16 protein-coding genes are annotated in these 19,154 nt (G+C 57.4%); 1 reads left to right on the top strand and 15 read right to left on the bottom strand.

Annotated features, from left to right (window positions below):
- Positions 1–77: 77 nt before the first annotated feature.
- Positions 78–1,349, top strand: coding sequence for an MFS transporter (locus M7Q83_RS02980; RefSeq protein ID WP_298335219.1), 1,272 nt, complete (start codon positions 78–80; stop codon positions 1,347–1,349).
- A 32-nt stretch (positions 1,350–1,381) separates the two neighbouring features.
- Here the strand turns inward: M7Q83_RS02980 and M7Q83_RS02985 are convergent, their stop codons facing one another.
- The 15 genes from M7Q83_RS02985 to M7Q83_RS03055 all read right to left on the bottom strand — a co-directional run bounded on the left by M7Q83_RS02985 (position 1,382) and on the right by M7Q83_RS03055 (position 19,153).
- Positions 1,382–2,599: a type II secretion system F family protein gene (locus M7Q83_RS02985; protein WP_298335221.1), complete on the bottom strand. Its 1,218-nt coding sequence runs from the start codon at positions 2,597–2,599 to the stop codon at positions 1,382–1,384.
- Positions 2,583–3,680 carry a type IV pilus twitching motility protein PilT gene (locus tag M7Q83_RS02990; RefSeq protein WP_298335223.1) on the bottom strand — a complete coding sequence of 366 codons (1,098 nt, stop codon included), beginning with the start codon at positions 3,678–3,680 and terminating at the stop codon, positions 2,583–2,585. The genes M7Q83_RS02985 and M7Q83_RS02990 overlap by 17 nt, the downstream gene beginning before the upstream one ends.
- 31 nt (positions 3,681–3,711) lie before the next feature.
- The gene (locus tag M7Q83_RS02995) at positions 3,712–5,418 is read right to left on the bottom strand and encodes an ATPase, T2SS/T4P/T4SS family (RefSeq protein ID WP_298335225.1); all 1,707 of its coding nucleotides are present in this window, start codon (positions 5,416–5,418) and stop codon (positions 3,712–3,714) included.
- Positions 5,419–5,921: 503 nt separating this feature from the next.
- The gene (gene aroE, locus M7Q83_RS03000) at positions 5,922–6,767 is read right to left on the bottom strand and encodes a shikimate dehydrogenase (protein ID WP_298335227.1); all 846 of its coding nucleotides are present in this window, start codon (positions 6,765–6,767) and stop codon (positions 5,922–5,924) included.
- On the bottom strand, positions 6,764–7,771 hold the full coding sequence (gene mltG / locus M7Q83_RS03005; RefSeq protein ID WP_298335229.1) for an endolytic transglycosylase MltG: 1,008 nt from the start codon (positions 7,769–7,771) through the stop codon (positions 6,764–6,766). Before mltG ends, aroE begins: the two co-directional genes overlap by 4 nt.
- A 40-nt stretch (positions 7,772–7,811) precedes the next feature.
- The gene (gene ruvX, locus M7Q83_RS03010) at positions 7,812–8,216 is read right to left on the bottom strand and encodes a Holliday junction resolvase RuvX (protein WP_298335231.1); all 405 of its coding nucleotides are present in this window, start codon (positions 8,214–8,216) and stop codon (positions 7,812–7,814) included.
- Complete coding sequence (gene alaS, locus M7Q83_RS03015) at positions 8,213–10,780, bottom strand: alanine--tRNA ligase (protein ID WP_298335233.1); 2,568 nt, start codon at positions 10,778–10,780, stop codon at positions 8,213–8,215. Before alaS ends, ruvX begins: the two co-directional genes overlap by 4 nt.
- Positions 10,770–10,973, bottom strand: a complete 204-nt coding sequence (locus M7Q83_RS03020) for a hypothetical protein (protein ID WP_298335235.1) — start codon at positions 10,971–10,973, stop codon at positions 10,770–10,772. Before M7Q83_RS03020 ends, alaS begins: the two co-directional genes overlap by 11 nt.
- Positions 10,974–11,017: 44 nt before the next feature.
- The gene (locus M7Q83_RS03025; RefSeq protein ID WP_298335237.1) at positions 11,018–11,371 is read right to left on the bottom strand and encodes a DUF948 domain-containing protein; all 354 of its coding nucleotides are present in this window, start codon (positions 11,369–11,371) and stop codon (positions 11,018–11,020) included.
- A 116-nt stretch (positions 11,372–11,487) separates the two neighbouring features.
- Entirely contained in the window at positions 11,488–13,680 is a 2,193-nt protein-coding gene (locus M7Q83_RS03030; RefSeq protein WP_298335240.1) for a bifunctional (p)ppGpp synthetase/guanosine-3',5'-bis(diphosphate) 3'-pyrophosphohydrolase, read from the bottom strand.
- An 8-nt stretch (positions 13,681–13,688) separates the two neighbouring features.
- Entirely contained in the window at positions 13,689–14,774 is a 1,086-nt protein-coding gene (secF, locus tag M7Q83_RS03035) for a protein translocase subunit SecF (RefSeq protein ID WP_298335242.1), read from the bottom strand.
- 5 nt (positions 14,775–14,779) lie between these two features.
- Positions 14,780–16,279 carry a protein translocase subunit SecD gene (gene secD, locus M7Q83_RS03040; RefSeq protein WP_298335244.1) on the bottom strand — a complete coding sequence of 500 codons (1,500 nt, stop codon included), beginning with the start codon at positions 16,277–16,279 and terminating at the stop codon, positions 14,780–14,782.
- Between the two features lie 59 nt (positions 16,280–16,338).
- On the bottom strand, positions 16,339–17,463 hold the full coding sequence (gene tgt, locus M7Q83_RS03045; protein ID WP_298335246.1) for a tRNA guanosine(34) transglycosylase Tgt: 1,125 nt from the start codon (positions 17,461–17,463) through the stop codon (positions 16,339–16,341).
- Positions 17,456–18,517 carry a tRNA preQ1(34) S-adenosylmethionine ribosyltransferase-isomerase QueA gene (gene queA / locus M7Q83_RS03050; protein WP_298335248.1) on the bottom strand — a complete coding sequence of 354 codons (1,062 nt, stop codon included), beginning with the start codon at positions 18,515–18,517 and terminating at the stop codon, positions 17,456–17,458. The genes tgt and queA overlap by 8 nt, the downstream gene beginning before the upstream one ends.
- Positions 18,518–18,628: 111 nt before the next feature.
- Positions 18,629–19,153: an HD domain-containing protein gene (locus tag M7Q83_RS03055; RefSeq protein ID WP_298335250.1), complete on the bottom strand. Its 525-nt coding sequence runs from the start codon at positions 19,151–19,153 to the stop codon at positions 18,629–18,631.
- Position 19,154: the final 1 nt, after the last annotated feature.

Raw genomic sequence — 19,154 nt, forward strand, 5'->3', positions numbered from 1 at the left:
GATACCGAAGGACATGCTCGTTCTTATAGGGATAGTACGAAGATGATACCGCTATGCAGACCTAGAATGGTCAGACGATGCCAGATTCCCATGACCACCAGCGCTCCAAGACAGGTGAGATACTACGCGATCCGGTCATCCAGCGACTCACCGTTGCGCGCAGCTTCGTGTCGATGGCCAACGGAATGCTGCCGGTTGCCTTGAGTTTCACCATTCTTAAGCTCCTCCACTCAGCCACCGACCTTGGCTTGATCCTTGGTGTGGAGACGCTGACCATGGTCATCGCGATTCTCTTTGCTGGTGTACTCGCCGACCGCGTTCCCCGCAAATCGCTATTGGTGCTCTCAGATATCTTTTTTGGCCTCAGCATGCTTGCCTCGGGTATCCTCGCGATCTTCTCCGTCCGGCAGCTACCCTACTATCTTCTAGCCGCCGTGCTCATTGGTTTCGCCGACGCCCTCTTTGTCCCTGCCTTCGAGGGCTGGGCACAGCAGGTCATCCCGGCCCAACAGCGGCAACAGGCGAGTGCAGTTCGCAGTATCTACCGGAACATCGGTGCGATTGCTGGTCCCTTCCTCGCCGCGGTCTTGGTAGCAGCGATCTCTGCTCCTTGGGCGTTGGTCGTGGCCGGCATCCTCCCGCTCATCGGTGCTGCGATCTTTATCAAACTACCCACTGGGGCAAACACGGTCGAGCCCCAGGCTTCATTGCTCAGCGAGCTGCGCAGTGGTTGGGGGGCTTTTCGCTCTCGGAGCTGGATCTGGTCAGTGGATTTACAGTTCGCTCTCTGGCATGTGGTGATTTGGGCCCCCTTGATGGTCCTTGGTCCGGTGTTGGCAGAGCATTACTACCACGGTGCCACCAGTTGGGCGCTGATCTGGGCTGGCATGGGCGTAGGCGGCGTGATCGGTGGACTGGTCGCCTTTCGCTACCATCCACGATTTCCCGTTCGAACAGGTACCATCGCCATGGTTGGACTCACGCCAGTGATGGTTCTCCTCGCGCTTCACGCGAATGTTTGGTTGACGAGCGCGGCTGCTGTCCTCGGGGGTGCTGGCCTCGAACTCTTTGGCGCACTCTGGTCATATAGCTTCCAGACACATGTGCCAGCGGACGTGATCTCGAAGGTCACCAGCTTCGATTTTCTCGCTTCGGTGGCATTCCTGCCGCTTGGACTCGCTATTGTCGTTCCACTCTCCAGGCTCATCTCCGTTGAGGGTGTATTCCTCCTTGGTGCTGGTTATCTTGTCCTCTCCGCCGTCCTAGTGCTCTTAGTTCCATCAGTGCGTCGACTAGGGCGTGAACCGTCCGCACCACTATCCGCTGACTACAACGGCCACACCACATAAGGCGCTTTCGAAAAGACGCCTTCGGACGAGCTTTATTTGAGCAATTTGATGATATCAAGCATCGGCAGATAGAGGGCGATGACCATTCCCCCGACCACGGTTCCAAGCACAACGATGAGAAGAGGTTCGAGCAGCGACGAGAGGGATTCGGTCATCGCCGATACCTCTTGGGAGTAGAATCGAGCGATCTTTTCGAGCATGGTGTCGAGCGAACCCGACTCCTCCCCCACTGCAATCATCTGTGCCACCATGGGAGGGAAAATCGGGTGGGTCCCGAGTCGTTCAGCGATGCCCTCCCCCTGGGAAACCCCTCGCTTGGTGTCAAGCGCCGCAGCAGAAACGAGGGAGTTGTTAGCGACCCCACTCGCGATCTCTAGCGAAGGAACGAGCGTCACCCCGCTGCGAATCAGCGTTGACAGCGTCGAGGCGAACCGTGCGACGGCATACTTTTGAATCAACACACCAAAGACCGGAAGTTTGAGCACCAACCTGTCCATCATGGCCTTGCCACGCTTGGTCCGACGCAATCGAACAAATCCGACGACAATTCCTATGTAAAAGATGATCAGCAGCGGGAAAAAGGTGACCGCCAGATGCGAAACGAACATCAAGATCCGGGTGGGTAGGGGCAGTTGACTCCCAAGAGAGGTGAAGATGCTCTGGAACGTTGGTACCACGTAGACCAGCATCGCGGTGAGGATCACCACGACCAGCACCACAACTGCCGCGGGATAGGTCAATGCGGACTTGATCTTACGCTGAAGCTCCACTCGAGTCTCGAGTGTCTCGGCAGCCCTTGAGAGGACTTGATCGAGGGTTCCAGAGACCTCACCGGCCCGGATCATCGCAACAAACAGGGTATCAAACACCTTTGGGAACCCCTCAACCGCCTCAGAGAACGACTTTCCTGCGGTGATCTCCTGACGAATCGCCGTCACTGCATCGCGCAAGGTGGGGTTGTCCGTCTGCGCTTGGAGAATCGATAGGGCCCGAACAATCGTGATACCTGACTCAATCATGGTGGCAAACTGGCGCGCAAAGACCGCGACCTCTGCAAGTTTGACCCGATGCGAGAAGCCAAGATTGACATCGCGTTTGAGCACTGGCACCCGTTTTGCGTTGACCGAGACCGGCAGCAATCCGAGATCGCGAAGATGCCGGAGCACCGCCTCACGGCTATCAGCATCGATGGCCCCCTGTTTGACGTTGCCCTGCGTATCGCGGGCACGATATTCATAGGTTTCGAGCACCGAGTCCCCCCATCGCTTCATAGAGTTCCCGCTGATTCGTCGTGGCGAGCAGTGCTGCCTCTCGTGAAATGTGACCAAGCTTGACCAATCGAATGAGCGCGGAGTCCATCGTCTGCATACCCATCTGTGCGCTCGACTGCATGATCGAATAGAGTTGGTGGCTCTTGGCCTCGCGCACGACGTTTCGAACCGCTGAGGTTGCAATAAGTACCTCAACTGCGACCGCACGACCAGGCTGGTCGCAGCGTGGGATCAGTTGTTGCGTCAGGATCGCTTGCAGTGATGCAGCGAGTTGCACACGAATCTGTGCTTGCTGGAAGGAGGGGAAGACGTCGATCATGCGATCGATCGCCTGGGGTGCATCCTGGGTGTGTAGCGTGGCAAAGACAAGGTGGCCCGTCTCGGCCGCGGTAATGGCCGCAGCAATGGTCTCAAAGTCCCGCATCTCACCCACCATGATGACATCAGGATCCTGTCGCAATACCTGCCGGAGCGCCGTGGCGAAGGCTTTGGTGTCGGTGCCAACCTCACGTTGATTGACGATGGAGCTCCGGTGGGCGTGCAGGAATTCAATTGGATCTTCAATCGTGACGATATGACGTCGCTGAGTCCGGTTGATAAGGTCAACGATAGCAGCAAGTGTCGTCGACTTACCCGAACCAGTAGGGCCGGTGACCAAGACCAAGCCTTTAGGAATCTCCGCGAACGTTTTGACGACCGGTGGCAGCTCAAGCGTCTCAAGGGGAGGTATCTGATGCGGGATCACTCGAAAAACCGCTCCGATACTAGAGCGTTGTCGGAAGAGGTTGAGGCGGAACCGACCCAGGCCCCGCAACGAGTAAGCGAGATCAAGCTCCCACGATTCCTCAAAGCGCTCACGCTGTGCTTGGGTGAGGATTGCATAGACGCCATCACGGATCGTCTCAGGGTCAAGTTCAGGTGTACCCTCAATCTCGCGTAGCGCACCGTAGACACGGATCAGAGGACGTGCCCCGACCGAGAGGTGAAGATCGCTCCCCCGGGCGGCGACTAACTCCCTGAGGAGAGCGTCGATGGATAATTTATCTTGGGTCTCTAACACCTGGAGGCACCCTTTCTTGCATTGGCATTCATCAAATCAGGACTCTCAATATCTCTTCTATCGAAGTAACTCCTTGTAATACTTGAACCAAACCAGCTTGGCGCAGGGTGATGAACCCCTGTGCCGCAGCCAGCCGGTGAAGCTCCTCCATTGGTGCGCGTGCGGCGATCGCTCTCCCTAGCGGCTCTGTGATCTCAAGCAATTCATGCAAGGCGACACGACCGAAATAACCGGTCCGTGAACAGCGCTCGCACCCCTTGGTATCGGCTCGATAGAGTGCGAAGGCCTCCTCCTTCGCCGGAGCGCCAAAGCCGAGTTCTTGCAGACCTTCGCGGGTGATCGAGGAGGGAATGCGGCAGTTGAGACAGAGCCGTCGGGCAAGACGCTGCCCCACAACCGCGGTAAGGGCAGATGCGACAAGATAGGGTTCCACCCCCATCTCAAAGAGCCTGGTCGGTGTGGAGAGTGCATCGTTGGTGTGGAGTGAGGTGAGAACAAGGTGACCAGTGAGCGCCGACTCGATCGCGATCTCCGCCGTCTCGCGGTCACGCACCTCTCCCACCAAGATGATGTCCGGGTCTGCACGGAGGATCGATCGAAGGGCTGACGAAAAGGTGACGCCTGCAGCAGGGTTTACCTGCATTTGCGCGATGCCACTCAACTGGTACTCCACCGGATCCTCGACCGTGATGATATTGGTCTCCACCCGGTTCAGCCGGTTGAGGGTTGCGTACAACGTCGTTGACTTACCCGAACCAGTGGGACCAGTGATGAGAATCGTACCCCAAGGCTGATCGGTCAGCCGATCATAGAGACGACGAACATCAGGCAGGAATCCGAGATCCTCCAGATCGAGCCGAGCGGTACCAGTGTCGAGTACCCGGATGACGACCTTTTCACCGAGATAGGTCGGGAGGGTCGCCACCCGGAGATCCACCTTCTGGCCTTCGATGCCCACACTGAAGCGTCCATCCTGGGGTCGTCGTCGCTCCGATATATCGAGGCCAGCGAGAATCTTGATGCGGGTCATGAGTTTTGCATGAACATTGACATTCAGCCGACCCACTTCGTGCAACACCCCATCGATGCGGAAGCGAATCCGAATGGCCCCATTGATGGGTTCGACGTGGATGTCCGATGCTCTATCGAGCACAGCTTGGGAGATCATCTGATTGACGAGCGAGACGATGGGGCCATCCTCGACAACGTCCGCGATATCAGGCTTCGCGACCTCTTTTCTTTCCTCGGCTTGCTCGGAGAGATCAAATTGCTCTTTAAGATTCAGCTGTGAACGCTCAATGGTGGCAAGCAGCTGCGAATAGGTCACCACCACCAGATGGAGATCACGTCGCAAGACTGTTTTGAGATCATCCTTGGCAACGACATCGGTCGGATCTACCATTGCTACCATAATGGAGCTGGACTCCTCACGAATCGGGAGGGCAAGATAGCGGCGTGCAGCCCGCGAGGGCAAAAGAGCGACGACATCTGGATCGAAGGTGAGGCCGTTCAGGTCAAGCTCCTCGACGCCATAACGTTCGGAGAGAAAGTGACATAGCGCTCCTTCATCGACCAGCCGGCCCTCCACTAAGGCCCTGATCAACGATCGCTGCTCGTCTTTGGTTAGTAAGAGCTGTCGAAGTGTATCCTCCGCTACAAGACCTGCGTTCACCAGCCCGCGAGCAAGGGAAGAGAGCTCAGGGATCGTGAAGGTACGCTGTGCCTCGGGCTCGCTCATATCCATGGCATCGGCTGAAAACCTGCTCAACCCAAGTTTCAGCTGCTGCGGCCAATAGGTCACCCTCTGAACACATGCTGCCCTATCTCGATCGAATCAGAGGCACCAACCAGTGCGCAACCAAGACACTCCTACATGCTGCACGCCGCCATGAGCATGCCGTTGGAAGTGGAACTACTCACGATACTTGACACGGGTCTCTCTTAGAACAACGAGACTAGAGGTATGCAGAAACGTCAAGAAGACAAAACCAGGAGAGAGAGGATTCGTCGACGCTTTTGACGACGAATGCACAAAGACTCGTTGAGAGCGGAAACTTGCTCTTGAGGCAAGTGGGGAGGATCTTGGTATCTCAAAGGCCACGCTTTCGAAGAAGGATAGGCAAAGCTCGCAAGGAGCGGAGAAAGGGGGGTGGGGCACTCCGCAATTTTGATCGTCCGATGGTTGACTAACGGTCATGGTCGCCGGTTGAGCTCGACGTCGAGCCAGGTAGATCCGAATCCCTATGCTGGTACCCCAGAGTGGAGTGCGTCCATCAACACCGTGAGGTCAGGTAGCACACCATAGAAGAGTTCAAAGGCAATCCTCGCTTGAGCGGCCAACATCGAGCGACCATCAAAAGCGTGCATACCCAGGCGTCGGGCCGCTTGCATGAGGGGTGTCGTCGTTGGCTCATAGACCATGTCATAGACGACCGGAGACCCTTTGAGACCCGCGAGGTCGATCGGAACATGGCCCTCCACACCAGCACCCTTCATACCAACAACCGTTCCGTTGATGACCAGGTCGACCGACAGGTCACGTGTATCTTCACAGATTCTTATTGGACCCGCGAAGGATTGGACCAACACCTGTGCCCGCACAGTACTTCGATTAGCAAGCCAGACCTCACCCGCTCCAGCGGTGAGCATCGCAAAGACGGCGGCCCGTGCAGCGCCGCCAGCTCCCAGGATGAGCACCCGCTGGCCAGATGGCTCAAAACCTACGACTGTCCGTAACGCCTCCAGGAGACCGCGGGCGTCGGTGTTGTAACCGACCATAGAACCCTGAGAAAAGAGTACGGTATTGGCTGCCCCGATACTCTGGACCTCTTCGGTTACCCGATCAAGGAGGGGAAGCACCTCTACCTTCAGTGGAGCCGTGAGGTTTGCACCTTTGAACCCAAGTATCTGTAACGCTCGCAGGACGTCTGCAAGTTGTGGAGATGAGGTCCGAAACGCAAGGTAGTCACCAGCAAGTCCGCTCCCGGCAAGAGCAGCGAGGTGGAGTCGGGGTGACAAGCTCTGGGCGATCGGATCACCGAGCACGCAGGCCAATGGCACACTCGGTTGGCTGACCGTACTGCTCACGACTGCTCTCCGTAACGCGCGATCGCCGCCTGCTGCTGAGCAAAGGTATCGTAAAACGACAGATGTCGATGCCCTCGAAGGGCAACGAAGTATAGCCACGACCCGCGCGCCGGATGGAGAACGTTTGAGATGCCCGCAGCATCGACTGCTCCGATTGGTCCAGGAGGCAGACCCACGTGGGTATAGGTGTTGTAAGCCGACGCATCCTGCAGCTGCGCACCGGTGATAGGGTTCGAATAGTTAGCGGTCGCAAAGCGAACTGTCGAGTCCATCTCGAGTGGCATGCCTGCGGCAAGCCGGTTGAAAATAACCCGGGCAACCTTTGCATACCCCACCGGTGTGTTGGCCTCCCGCTCTGCAATCGAGGCCGCCACGATCACCTGATTCGCCGTGAGTGAGTGGTATCTTCCTGTGGGCGAGAGTCCGACCGTCTCAAACTCCTGGGTCGAGCGATCCAACATCTGTTGGATAAGCTCCTTGGGTGTTCCAAGTGGGTCGACAAAGTAGGTATCGGGATAGAGCAGTCCCTCCAAGCTCGAGGCTGTCGCAAGGAACGGAGAATGAAAGGCACGCAAATCGCTGGCTTGACGCAGGAAACTTGCTCCTGAGAGGCCTTCTCCCGGTAAGCCCTTTAATTCCGCCGCTATAGCGTTGACAGTCATGCCGGGCAATACGGTGATCTTCAACGAGGAAGGACCACCGGTAAGGATGCCTAGCGTTTTGGCGTACCCCTCATTGGTGCGTAAGAAGTAGACACCAGCGTCAATCACGCCGACACCTTTAATCTCTGCATACGTCTTGAAGAGGAGTGGGGAACGCACTACCCTTGCATCCCCGAGCTGATCAAAGATAGCATTCACAGACTCTCCCGGAGCCACTACCACCGCCACTGAATGCCCGTGTGGGCTCGGTCGCGACTCAAGGTAATAACTGATTCCCACCACGCTAACTGCGATCAAGACGACGGCGACGCCCGCCCAAAGTACCTGACGGAACCTATGCATGGCCCAACTTATGCATGGCCCAACCTATGCATGGCCCAACCTATGCATGATTGGACCCATCAAGATAGCGCTGGAGGATATCAGCGGCAGCGAGATCGTCGACTCGACCGCGCTGGTCGCGGGTCGAGACCCCAGCCTCTCCCAACGCGCGCTCCACCCCGCGGCTCGAGAAGCGCTCGTCCACCTCGACAATAGGCGTTTTGAACAACGGCTGTAGTTGCTCGATGAAACGTCGGGCCATGCGGGTGCTCTCGGTCTCTGCACCTGCGAGGGAGAGCGGTACGCCGACGACAGCCATCTCCACATTGTACTCAGCAACAATCTGTCGGACATGATCTTGCCAACCGGCGGCGCGAGGAATCACTGCTAGTGGGAAACCAGCTCCGTCGACACTCAGTGCAATCCCGATCCGACGAAGACCAGGATCAAATCCAGCGATCCTCATTGTTGGGAATCAAACCCGTTACGGAGCTCCTCGAGTGCTCGATCCAACTGATCGACCAGACGGCCACCCGAAAGTGCAAGTTCACGCTGAGGACCGACGCGGCCACCGACGGCCTGAGCAAGCGGCGCAAGCACCTCGCTCGCATTGAGCACAGTAGAATCTGCTACCGTCGCCACTAAGGCCACCTTTGCCTCCCGCACGCTCGCCAAGACAACGACCTCGGCATCGGTACGATTGCGCAACTCAAGGGCAACAAAGCGCAACTCCTGCGCGGACAGACCATCAAGTCGTTCAATCAGCACCCGGGAAGGGTGTTGTGCTGCGACGGTGCGAGCGAGTGCGCGTAGCTCTTCTTGACGCATGGCTGCGATCTGTGTCTCAAGCTCTCTACTCTTCACAACTAAGGATTCGATACGTTCAGCAAGCGCTTCACGCCCTCCGGGTAGGATACTCTTGATCGTATCGAGTTGACGTTCCAGCGCATGCACTGCATCGAGGGCTGCTAGCTGGGTGACCGCCTCAATCCTTCGGGTGTTCGCACCAATGGAACCCTCTGATAGAACCTTGAAAAGCCCAATCTCACCGAGCGAACCAACGTGGGTGCCACCACAGAGTTCCACCGAGTGCGCGCCCGCGTGGACCACGCGAACAACGTCTTGATATTGATCGCCAAAAAAGGCGATGGCGCCTTCGTTGACGGCAGTTGTTTTATCTTTGATCTCCGTTACCACCGTGTCGGCAGTCACCACCTGCTCCATAATGAGCTGTTCAATTCGCTCTATCTCCTCGGCAGTGAGCGATGACCAGTGGGTGAAGTCAAAGCGCAGCCGCTCTGGTGCAACCAATGACCCCTGTTGCGCTACGTGCTCGCCAAGCACCTCGCGGAGCGCCCACTGCAACAGATGAGTAGCGGTATGATTTGCTCGGATTTGAGCGCGCCTCGCTCGATCGACCACGAGCTCGAGCGAGGTACCCACCACGGGCTCGCCCTCCACGAGCTCAATCCAGTGACGAACGACGCCCTGTACTGGCTGATCAGTATTCACAACCTTGGCACGGAAACCTGCGGTGCCGATCCAACCCGTGTCGCCCACCTGTCCACCACCCTCAGGATAGAAGGGGGTGCGATCCAAATACAGTGCGAGTCCCGTTGCCTCTTGCTCCACAAACTGGATTTCGCCAACCGCCTCTTCGACCTCGTAACCAAGGAACTCAGTCTTGCCGTGTGTTTCGAGGACCCATAGCGCGCCCGTTACCTGTTCGCTCATGGCTTCATCACCAAGGCCAGCCTGGCGCGAGCGATGTCGCTGTTGGGCCATGGCAGCGTGGAAGCCATCGAGATCAACCTCGACACCGCGGTCAGCCGCTATCTCGGTCGTTAGTTCGATCGGCACTCCGAAGGTATCATGAAGACGAAAGGCAACGTCTCCGGCGACCTTGCCACCACTGATTGCCGTCTCGAGAATAGGTGCACCAATCGTTAGCGTCTGCTCAAACCTCGCCTCCTCTCGGGTGCCGAGCTCGAGAATCCGTTCCCGCCGCTCGATCAGCTCAGGGTAGGCCTCCCCCATGGCTTCAATGACTCCGTTGACGAGACGCGCAACTACCTCGTGGCGTGCACCAAGGAGCTGCGAACGCAGGACCAGGCGACGAATAATTCGTCGCAGTACATATCCTCTACCTTCATTGGTGGGTACCACCCCATCGGCGAGAAGAAAGGTCATCGCGCGCGAGTGGTCTGCAATAATGCGGAGTCCAACATCCTGTCGGTGCTCGACGCCATAGGTCCGACCCGTCAACGACTCCGCCTCTTGGAGAATAGGGTACACAAGATCAGTCTCAAAGACCGAAGGTCGGCCCTGGAGGATAGGGACGATGCGCTCAAGGCCAGCCCCCGTATCGATGCAGGGCTTGGGTAGCGGCACAAGGCCACCATCTGCTTGCTGCTCAAACTGCATAAAGACGAGATTCCAGATCTCTAGGAACCGCTCATCCGATCCATATGCTGGCCCACCATCGGCACCGTACTCGCTTCCCTTGTCATAGTAGATCTCAGAGCACGGGCCACAGGGACCAGTGTCCCCCATCTGCCACCAGTTGTCCTCCTCCAACCTCTGAATGCGAATCGGGTCAACCCCAATGACATCACGCCAGATCTCAGCGGCCTCATCATCACTGGTATGTACCGTTACCCACAGCCGATCGGGTTCTAAACCCAGGACATTGGTCACGAGCTCCCAGGCGTAGGGAATGGCCTGTTCTTTGAAATAATCACCAAACGAGAAGTTCCCCAGCATCTCAAAGAAGGTGAGGTGACGAAGTGTCTGGCCGATCTGATCGAGATCGTTGTGCTTTCCGCCGGCACGCATACATTTTTGGATACTTGTCGCTCGCGGATACGGAGCTGGCTCCTCGCCCAAGAAATATCGCTTAAACGGGACCATCCCTGCCACGGTAAACAACACCGTCCGATCAAAGGGGATCAGGCTGGCCGATGGCACCGGGGTGTGGCCACGCTCGACAAAGAAGTCGCGAAACGCGCGTCGCAGTTCATTAGAGTCCATGAATCTCCCTTACCTCTCCTTCGAGTACACGAGTCTTGCGATCCCGACTGGGCTCATCACGATAGGCCGCAATCGCTTCTCGAAGTGCCACACGCAAGTCACCCCGCATACGCGCCACCGCATGGCGCGCTGTCCGCTCGAGGGAACGCTCCAGCATCGGATGCGCCAGGGCCCGCAAGCGGCGCGTACCCATAACTCCCACACCAATCCCTAGTAAGAACCAACGGCCTCGTCGCATCAACTGTAGCCCTCCCTTCGGTCTCGAAACACATTGCGACCACGTCGAACGGCAAGGCGAAGTCGTCCTATCGAGATAAACGGATAACCGATGGTATGCACGACGGTTTTCGTCATGCGATCGAGGGCTTGCACATCACTCGCACGCTCCTCGAGGAGTTCCTTCGTTTCACTCGCTGTTGTCGTGGCGTCGTGAGCCAGCGTACTGGCATACCGAATAAGGTCGATCATCTCCTGGCGCCATTCGCTGGCAAAGGTGTCCATCTGGGAGCGCAAGGTACGGACCTGTGCCACAAGGATCAGACAGATGACCAGCAAGACGATCGATGCGATCGATGCTATCAAAGAAACCAACGCGCGACCTCCAGGGCTGGGTTTGCGCTCAGTCTATCGAGCATCATGAACCAGAGAACCGCCTTTGGGCACCGTGCGGATAACTCCAGACAGGCCATCTTGGTATTGGAACTTACTCATGAACGCGAACCATCCTGAACAGTATCGGCTGCCTGGCGTGAACCACCGGGCAGCATGCGATACGCATTGAAAACCCCATCGAGTTGGCGGATGGCACCAAGTACCGACGAGAGATGGCCTGGGTCAACCAACTCAAATTCGAAGCGCATGCGAGAGACATGGTCGCCACCCGTCCGTGATGAGCTCATGGTGATATTGACGTGGTGCTCACTTAGCACCTTCGAAACGTCAGCGAGCAATCGTGCTCGATCCAAGGCCAAAACTTCGATCGCCATCTGATAGCTCGCACCGCTTTCATGTGCCCACTCAACGTCGACACGACGCTCACCAGCTCGTTTAAGAAGGTCGAGAACGTTTGGACAGTCAGCACGGTGAATCCCCACCCCACGTCCCTGCGTGATGAAACCTACAATTTCGTCACCGGGAATTGGGTTGCAACAGCGGGATATGCGAACGAGCACATCCTCCATCCCCTCGACGAAGACCATGGGACCCTTTGACAGATGGCGAGGGCGCTGGTGCGACACCGTGGGAGCGTAGCCGTCGGTCTCAAGCTCATTGCGTTGGACGCGCTGCGCAACTGCTCGTGCCGAGACGTGTCCTTCACCAATGGCTACCAGTAGTCCCTCACCATCATGGAGACCGTTCATCTTGGCTAACTTGGCGAGACCAGCCTGCGAAAGATGGGTGTTGACTGCCAGATTCTCCCGACGAAAAGCCTTGGTCAGTTCGTCACGGCCGATCTCAACGGACTCCTCGCGCCGCTCCCTGGAAAACCACTGTCGAATCTTCGCCTTCGCCCTCGGGGTAACCACAATGGAGAGCCAGTCACGCGAAGGCGCTGCGGAACTCGACCGAGAGCTCACAATCTCCACCGTATCCCCAGAGCGCAATGTCGACTCTAGCGGGACCAGTCGACCGTTTACCTTCGCACCGATGCAACGATGCCCAACCTCGGTGTGAATCGAGTAGGCAAAGTCGAGAGGGGTTGCACCGACCGGGAGGGTGACAACCTTACCCTTGGGTGTAAACACATAGACCTCATCCATCTCAAGATCCGACTTGAGGTGTTCAAGAAACTCCAGCGGGTCAGGTAGCTCCTCTTGAAGTTCCATAATGCGATCTACCCAGGCAGCATTCGTGGAGTTCGAACCCTCCTTGTAACCCCAGTGCGCAGCGATGCCGAACTCGGCCCGCCGGTGCATCTCGCGCGTCCTGACCTGCACCTCGAGCGGATTCCCCTTGTCGAGCAGCACGGTGGTATGAAGGGATTGGTAGAGGTTGAACTTCGGCGCGTTGATGTAATCCTTGAAGCGGCCAGGGATAGGTGCCCACAATGAATGCACGACGCCGAGCGCAGCCCAACAGTCTCGATCGTTATCTGTGACAATTCTGACCCCGATGATATCGTAAATCGAATCGAAGTCCTTATCCTTGATGATCATCTTCTCATAGATTGACCAGAGGTGTTTTGGCCGACCCGTCACCTCTGCATCGATGCCTACCACCTGAAGTCGCTTCCCCAACTCCTCGATAACCTGGGCCAGATAGCGCTCCCGTTCGGGCGCCCTCGTCTCGATCATGTGATCGATCTCGGCGTAACGTCGTGGATGCAAGGTGGCGAACGCAAGATCCTCAAGCTGCCACTTCATATCCTCGATACCGAGGCGGTTCGCAAGCGGCGCATAGATGTCCATCGTCTCCTGCGCGATGCGGCGTTGTTTCTCCACTGGCAGTGCAGCAATGGTGCGCATGTTATGGAGCCGATCAGCGAGTTTGATGACCAAGACCCGTGCATCTTTCGCCATAGCGATCAGCATTTTGCGCATCGTCGCCGCCTGCTGGGCCTCGCGTGAGTCGAAGCTGATGCGATCGAGCTTGGTGAGGCCGTCGACAACCTCTGCAACCGCGGGTGAGAACTCCGCACTGATCTGGGCTAACGTCACCGAAGTATCCTCGACCGTATCGTGGAGCAGCGCGGCCACCACCGCGGTCATGTCGCCTCCAAGTGCAGCCGTGATCGTCGCCACCCCGATGGGATGAGTCACATAGGGTTCACCAGATCGTCGCCGCTGGGAACCATGGGCCACGCGCGCAAACTCCAACGCCCGTTCGATGGTCGCACCCGCCTCACTTGATGGGTCAAGTGCCATCGCATCGATGAGTGATTGCAGATCACGATCGGCCACCATATTCGCTACGATGCCGGTAAGCCTTCAGCCTCGACGGGAGCGTTGCGACGCTCAAGACGAGCTCTGATCTGCCGATAGCGCCGCTCACGCTCCTTGAAACGCGCCAACAGTGGTGCGGCGATGAACAGCGAAGAGTAGGCCCCACTCGTGAGACCAACCACCAGTGCGAGACCGAAATTCTTTAGTGTGGTGGCCCCAAGCACGTACGCTCCCAAGACCAACACGGACAGGATAGGGATGACGGCAACCAACGACGTGTTCAACGAGCGGGCCAACGTTTGATTCACGGAAAGATCGACCGCATCCGAGTAATTCATCTTCCCGGGGTCGACGAGTCCACCCACGTTTTCCTTAATACGATCAAAGACCACAATGGTATCGTAGAGCGAATAGCCAAGGATCGTGAGTACGGCGATCACCGTCGAAGGAGTGACCTGGAAACCACTCAACGCATAGATCCCAACCGTCACCAAAAGGTCATGCACCACCGCAATGAAGGCGGCGGCGGCCATCTTCCACTCAAACCGAATGGAGATGTACAGGACGATGCCGACGAAGAACGCGATCAAGGCCTTGACCGCAGCGTTGGTGATCTGTCCTCCCCAAGTCGGACCCACAAACTCGATCGCGACCGCCGAGGAGGGGAGATGGGCCTTGGCTGCCAGGAGGGCGGCGACCTGGTTCTCCTTTGCCGTCCTCGCAGCACCCGAGAGTTTGGTGAGACCGGCCTGCACCTCGACGGTACGGGCAGAGTGCGCACCAAGGGTTACCACCGTTGCCTGGGTGACACCAGCTCGTGCCACGATCTTGCTGGCTTGGGCTACCGTAAGGGTCGCTGAAGGCACCTGCCAACTCACGCCCCCTTTGAAACTGATCCCAAAGTTGAGACCCCTGGCCGACAGAGCTGCCGCCCCAGCGACGATCACAAGAAAGGAGATCACAAAGTAATAGCGGGACCGTTGCACAAATGGGTAATGGGTGGCACCGGCGCCCAGACGCCGCCACCACGACGCCTCACTCGCGTCAATCGTCTTGGCTTTAAAACCCTCACTCTCAATCGAGTCCGAGGTATCCGATCCTTCCCTTACCATCTCGCTCATACTCCCTTCGCCGCGACACGGCTCGGCTTGATCACTCCGCTGCCGACGGTCGATTCTCGAGTTACCTGGACCACCGGGACGCCAAGCCATCGATAGTGCTTCGGCGAGATCGAGTTCCCAATCCATAGCACCAACGGCCGGGTGAAAAACCACGCTGAAGCCACATCGAGGATCGTCGATAGCCCCAGGAAGAAGGCAAATCCACGCACATCGCCGATGCTAAAGTAATACAGTAGCGCTGCTCCGATAAAAGAGACGAGGTCGGCGGCGATGATCGTGCGGAACGCTTTCGTAAATCCGGTATCCACCGACGCCCGCAAACTCCGACCGTTGCGAGCCTCATCCTTGAGTCGCTCGAAGAAGACGATGTAGGAGTCCACGATGACGCCAATCGAGACGATAATACCTGTCACTCCAGCCAGATTGAGCGTCAGCTGCACGCTGTGCCCCAGGTAGCCGATAATCGCCCAGAGTGCGGCGAAAGTGGTAGCGAGCCCACCAACGACTACCAAGCCGAGGAGTCGGTAGTAAAAAATCGTGTAGAGCATGACTAGGACCAGACCAGCGATGCCAGCAATTAACCCTGCCCGTAGTGAAGCGGCACCCAACGTCGGTGAGATCGTCTGGACTGTCTGCTGGACGAGCTGCACCGGAAGGGCTCCGTAGTGCAAGATGGTGGCGAGATCGGTCGCAGAGGCCTGAGTATAGTTACCAGTGATCTGGCCTTGTCCGTTGAAGTTGGTGGAGTTGATCTGCGGGGCCGACTGCACAGTTCCGTCCAACACCACGGCGAGGAGCTGATGGTAGTAGGTCTTGGCAATCTGGTTGAAGAGGGGTGCTCCCTTTGATGTCAAGGTAAAGTTAATCGCCCACTGGTTGGAGGCACTCTGGGATACCGGCGCCGCAAAGACACTCTTGATCGCGTTGCCGGTCATCAGTGTTGGTCCAACGACATAGCGCCCAATCACCGTCTTTGAGTTGCCCTGATACTCCGGCAGTAGAGCTGTCGAGGCACTGGTTGCCTTCAGTGGACTCGTGGAGGGAACATACTGAAGGGTCGAAGCCGTATTGGTGGTAGATGTTGGACACGTGGGAGTCAGCTGTGACTTTTTGAGATGAAGGCTCGCTGGGGGCTTAGTGTAAAGCGGAGCCGTGCACAAAACCGGACGAAACTGCAGAATCGCTGTCTGACCGATGTAACTGAGCGCTGTTTTTGGATCCTTGATTCCAGGCAGGTCCACGACGATGTCACTACCCTGCTGACCAATGGATGGCTCCCCCACTCCGAGTGCATTCACCCGGTCCTGGATAATGGAGATCGTCTCATTCAGCGTTGCTGTGTTGACTTTCCTCGCAGGCTTATAGACGACTGACGCACCACCTTGGAGGTCAAGGCCAAGGACAGGATGATAGTGGGCAGAGATTACCGCCGCAAAAGCGGCGAGCGCCACCACCGTGCTAATCAGGACCGAACGGATCCATCGCCCTTTACGCATTCGCCACCTTTATCTTTGCAACCAAACACATGATCATAGCCACCTCTGGCTCTATAAAGTTAGTCGGCATGGCCACTACTTCTTATGACTGGAGTGCCCCAAACCTTATCGATATCGACAAGTAGTGCTTGCAGCGTGCCCTCCCTAATGGATTGCCGCAACCTCGTGATCAATCGAAACTGGAAGGCCAGGTTGTGTAGGGATAACAGCGTGCCCGCGCTCTCCGTGTCCACATGGGCCAAGTGGTGCAAAAGGCCACGCGATACTCTCTGACATACACGACAGTCGCAGTCTAGTTCAAGCGGTCCATCAACCCCTCGGTTTGCGAGCCCCTTGACGCGTATGGGTCCTTGATTGGTGAGTGCTGTTCCGTGTCGCGCGATCCGCGTAGGGGCCACACAATCGAACATATCGACTCCGAGCGCCGTCGCGTGGGCCAGTAAGTACGGATCGCCGACGCCCATCAGATAGCGCGGTCGTTCCGCTGGCAGCCCTTCCACCACCGTACGGACCGCCTCTAGTGTCTTCTCTCTCGACTCTCCAACGGCAAGTCCACCGATCGCGTAACCATCGAAGCCGATGCCCGTGATCATCTCCGTACTTTGCTTGCGCAGCGCACTATCGACGCCACCTTGGACGATGCCAAAGAGCTGCTGGGTGTCATCGGTATGGGCTGCTCGGGAGCGCTCCGCCCACTGACCGGTGAGCATAAGATTCTGCCTGAGCACCGCTTCGGGACTAGGGAGTTGCGTGCACACGTCGAGAGCCATCGCGATGTCGGCTCCAATACGCTCCTGGGTCACCATGGCCTCCTCGGGCGTCAGAGTCACCCAGGAACCGTCATAGACGTTGCGGAAACGTGCCCCCTCGTCACTGATCTTTGCCCCGAGTGACATGATCTGAAAACCACCAGAGTCCGTCAGCGACGCGCCGCGAAACCCGGTGAAGGCATTTAAACCCCCCATCTTTGCGATAAGCTCCGCTCCTGGTCGCAGCATCAGGTGATAGGTATTGGAGAGCAGTACTTGGAAGCCGAGATCGGCGACGAGTTCACTCGGGACGTAACGGACAATTCCACGTGTCGCAACAGGCATGAAGAAAGGTGTCTCGACGATAGCTGATCGGAGGCGCAAGTGCCCGCTCCGTGCAGACCCATCAGTGTGGGTCACCAAGAGGTTACTCATCAATCTGCTGCGGGGAGGCACCGGTTGCCAGAGGGCGCGTCCGGACTTGACGACCAGTAGGAATCAACATAGCGTCCCCAAGAGAGAGAAACCGGAAATCGTTGGCAAGCGCGTACTCATAGAGCGTTCGCCAGGACGAACCGACGGCAGCTGCCACCAGTGCCACCAAGGTTGACCGTGGAACGTGAAAGTTCGTGAGGATGAGATCAACGCTTTGGAACTCAAAGCCTGGGACGATAAACAGCTCAGAGGATCCGCACAACGTTCCGCCGTGCGCGATGGTCTCCAAGGTTCGTACAACTGTCGTTCCAACCGCAACTACTCTTCGAGCAGCACATATCCGCTCATAGGCATCCGCGGTAACTCGATAGCGTTCGGCGTGCATCTTGTGGTTGGCGAGCTCACGGTCCTTCACCGGCGCAAAAGTCCCAAGCCCTACCTCGAGCTCCACTCTCACCACCTCAATGCCACGTCTCTTGAGATCCTCAAGCAGTTGCAGATCGAAGTGCAGCCCAGCGGTCGGGGCCGCCACCGATCCTGGCCGATTTGCATAGACGGTCTGATATCGTTCAGGGTCGATCTCTACACCTGCAAGGTAAGGGGGAAGGGGAATCTCTCCATGAGAGAAGATCGCATCGCCAAGGACCTCAAGCCGTCGTGTTTGCAGGCCAGACTCCTCCGTCGAACCCTCAAGGACCCTGAAGACAGGATTCTCTTCGTAGTAGAGAACTTCTCCATCGCGGACTCGCGCATTGGGTCGCACAAGTGCTTCAAACATTGCCCCCTGTGGTGATAGCAACAATACTTCCACAGCACCGCCAGTCGCGCGCTGTACGTGGAAGCGCGCGGGAATCACCTTGGAGTCATTAACGACGACCACATCACCCTCTGTGAGGTATGCACCAAGGTCTGCGACCTTTGCCACCTGGAGCGGCCATCCAAGCCCCACAAGCAACTTCGCAGAACTTCGCGGCTCTGCTGGCACCCTCGCAATGCGTTCTGGAGGGAGGTCGTAATCGTACGCGTCGATAATCGACCAATCCTCGCCTGTCATGAGCGCAACGACCTCTCTCCACCCACCGATCTCAACTCGTACGCTCCGAAGAATCCCGCGCGCCGACTCTAGCTAGCTTAGCAAACCAAAGCCCAGGAGCAGTGTCACGCCTCACTGGGCGATTGCGAGTGCCTCCGCGATGATCGGATAGAAGCTCTCCAGCTGCACCCTCGGTCGCGACGGATCCTTCGCCATATCATCGGCCAGCCGAAGTCGGATCGCATCGTCAAAGTAGGGACTCGCCTCAAACGATACTACTTCATCAAGCCCGAGCTCGCCCCCCTGCTCGACAAGGGTGGCGCGGGACTCCCGAGAGAGGCGTCCCCAATAGCGCGAATCTGTCCTCACGAGATAGCGCTTTGCCGTCACGTGCAATCCGATCAGTTGACCAACACGCTCCGAAAACCCCATTGCACGTGCGAGCCGGGAACCATCGCTTGCGTGTTGCGCCTCCGTCGACCCAGATGGCCAACCGAGATCGTGCAGCAGACCCGCAACCGCCAGCTCGGCGTCGTCGCTGTCATCCCGGAGCAGCTGTGCTGTCTGACAGAGATGATCGATCAGGGGGAGCTCTTCACCAAAAGTACCCAATAACCTCGGTTCGTTGAGGAGCTCGAGCACCGAACGCGCGCTCATC

Origin of the sequence: Ferrimicrobium sp., from assembly GCF_027364955.1 — a bacterium.
GTDB lineage: Bacteria > Actinomycetota > Acidimicrobiia > Acidimicrobiales > Acidimicrobiaceae > Ferrimicrobium.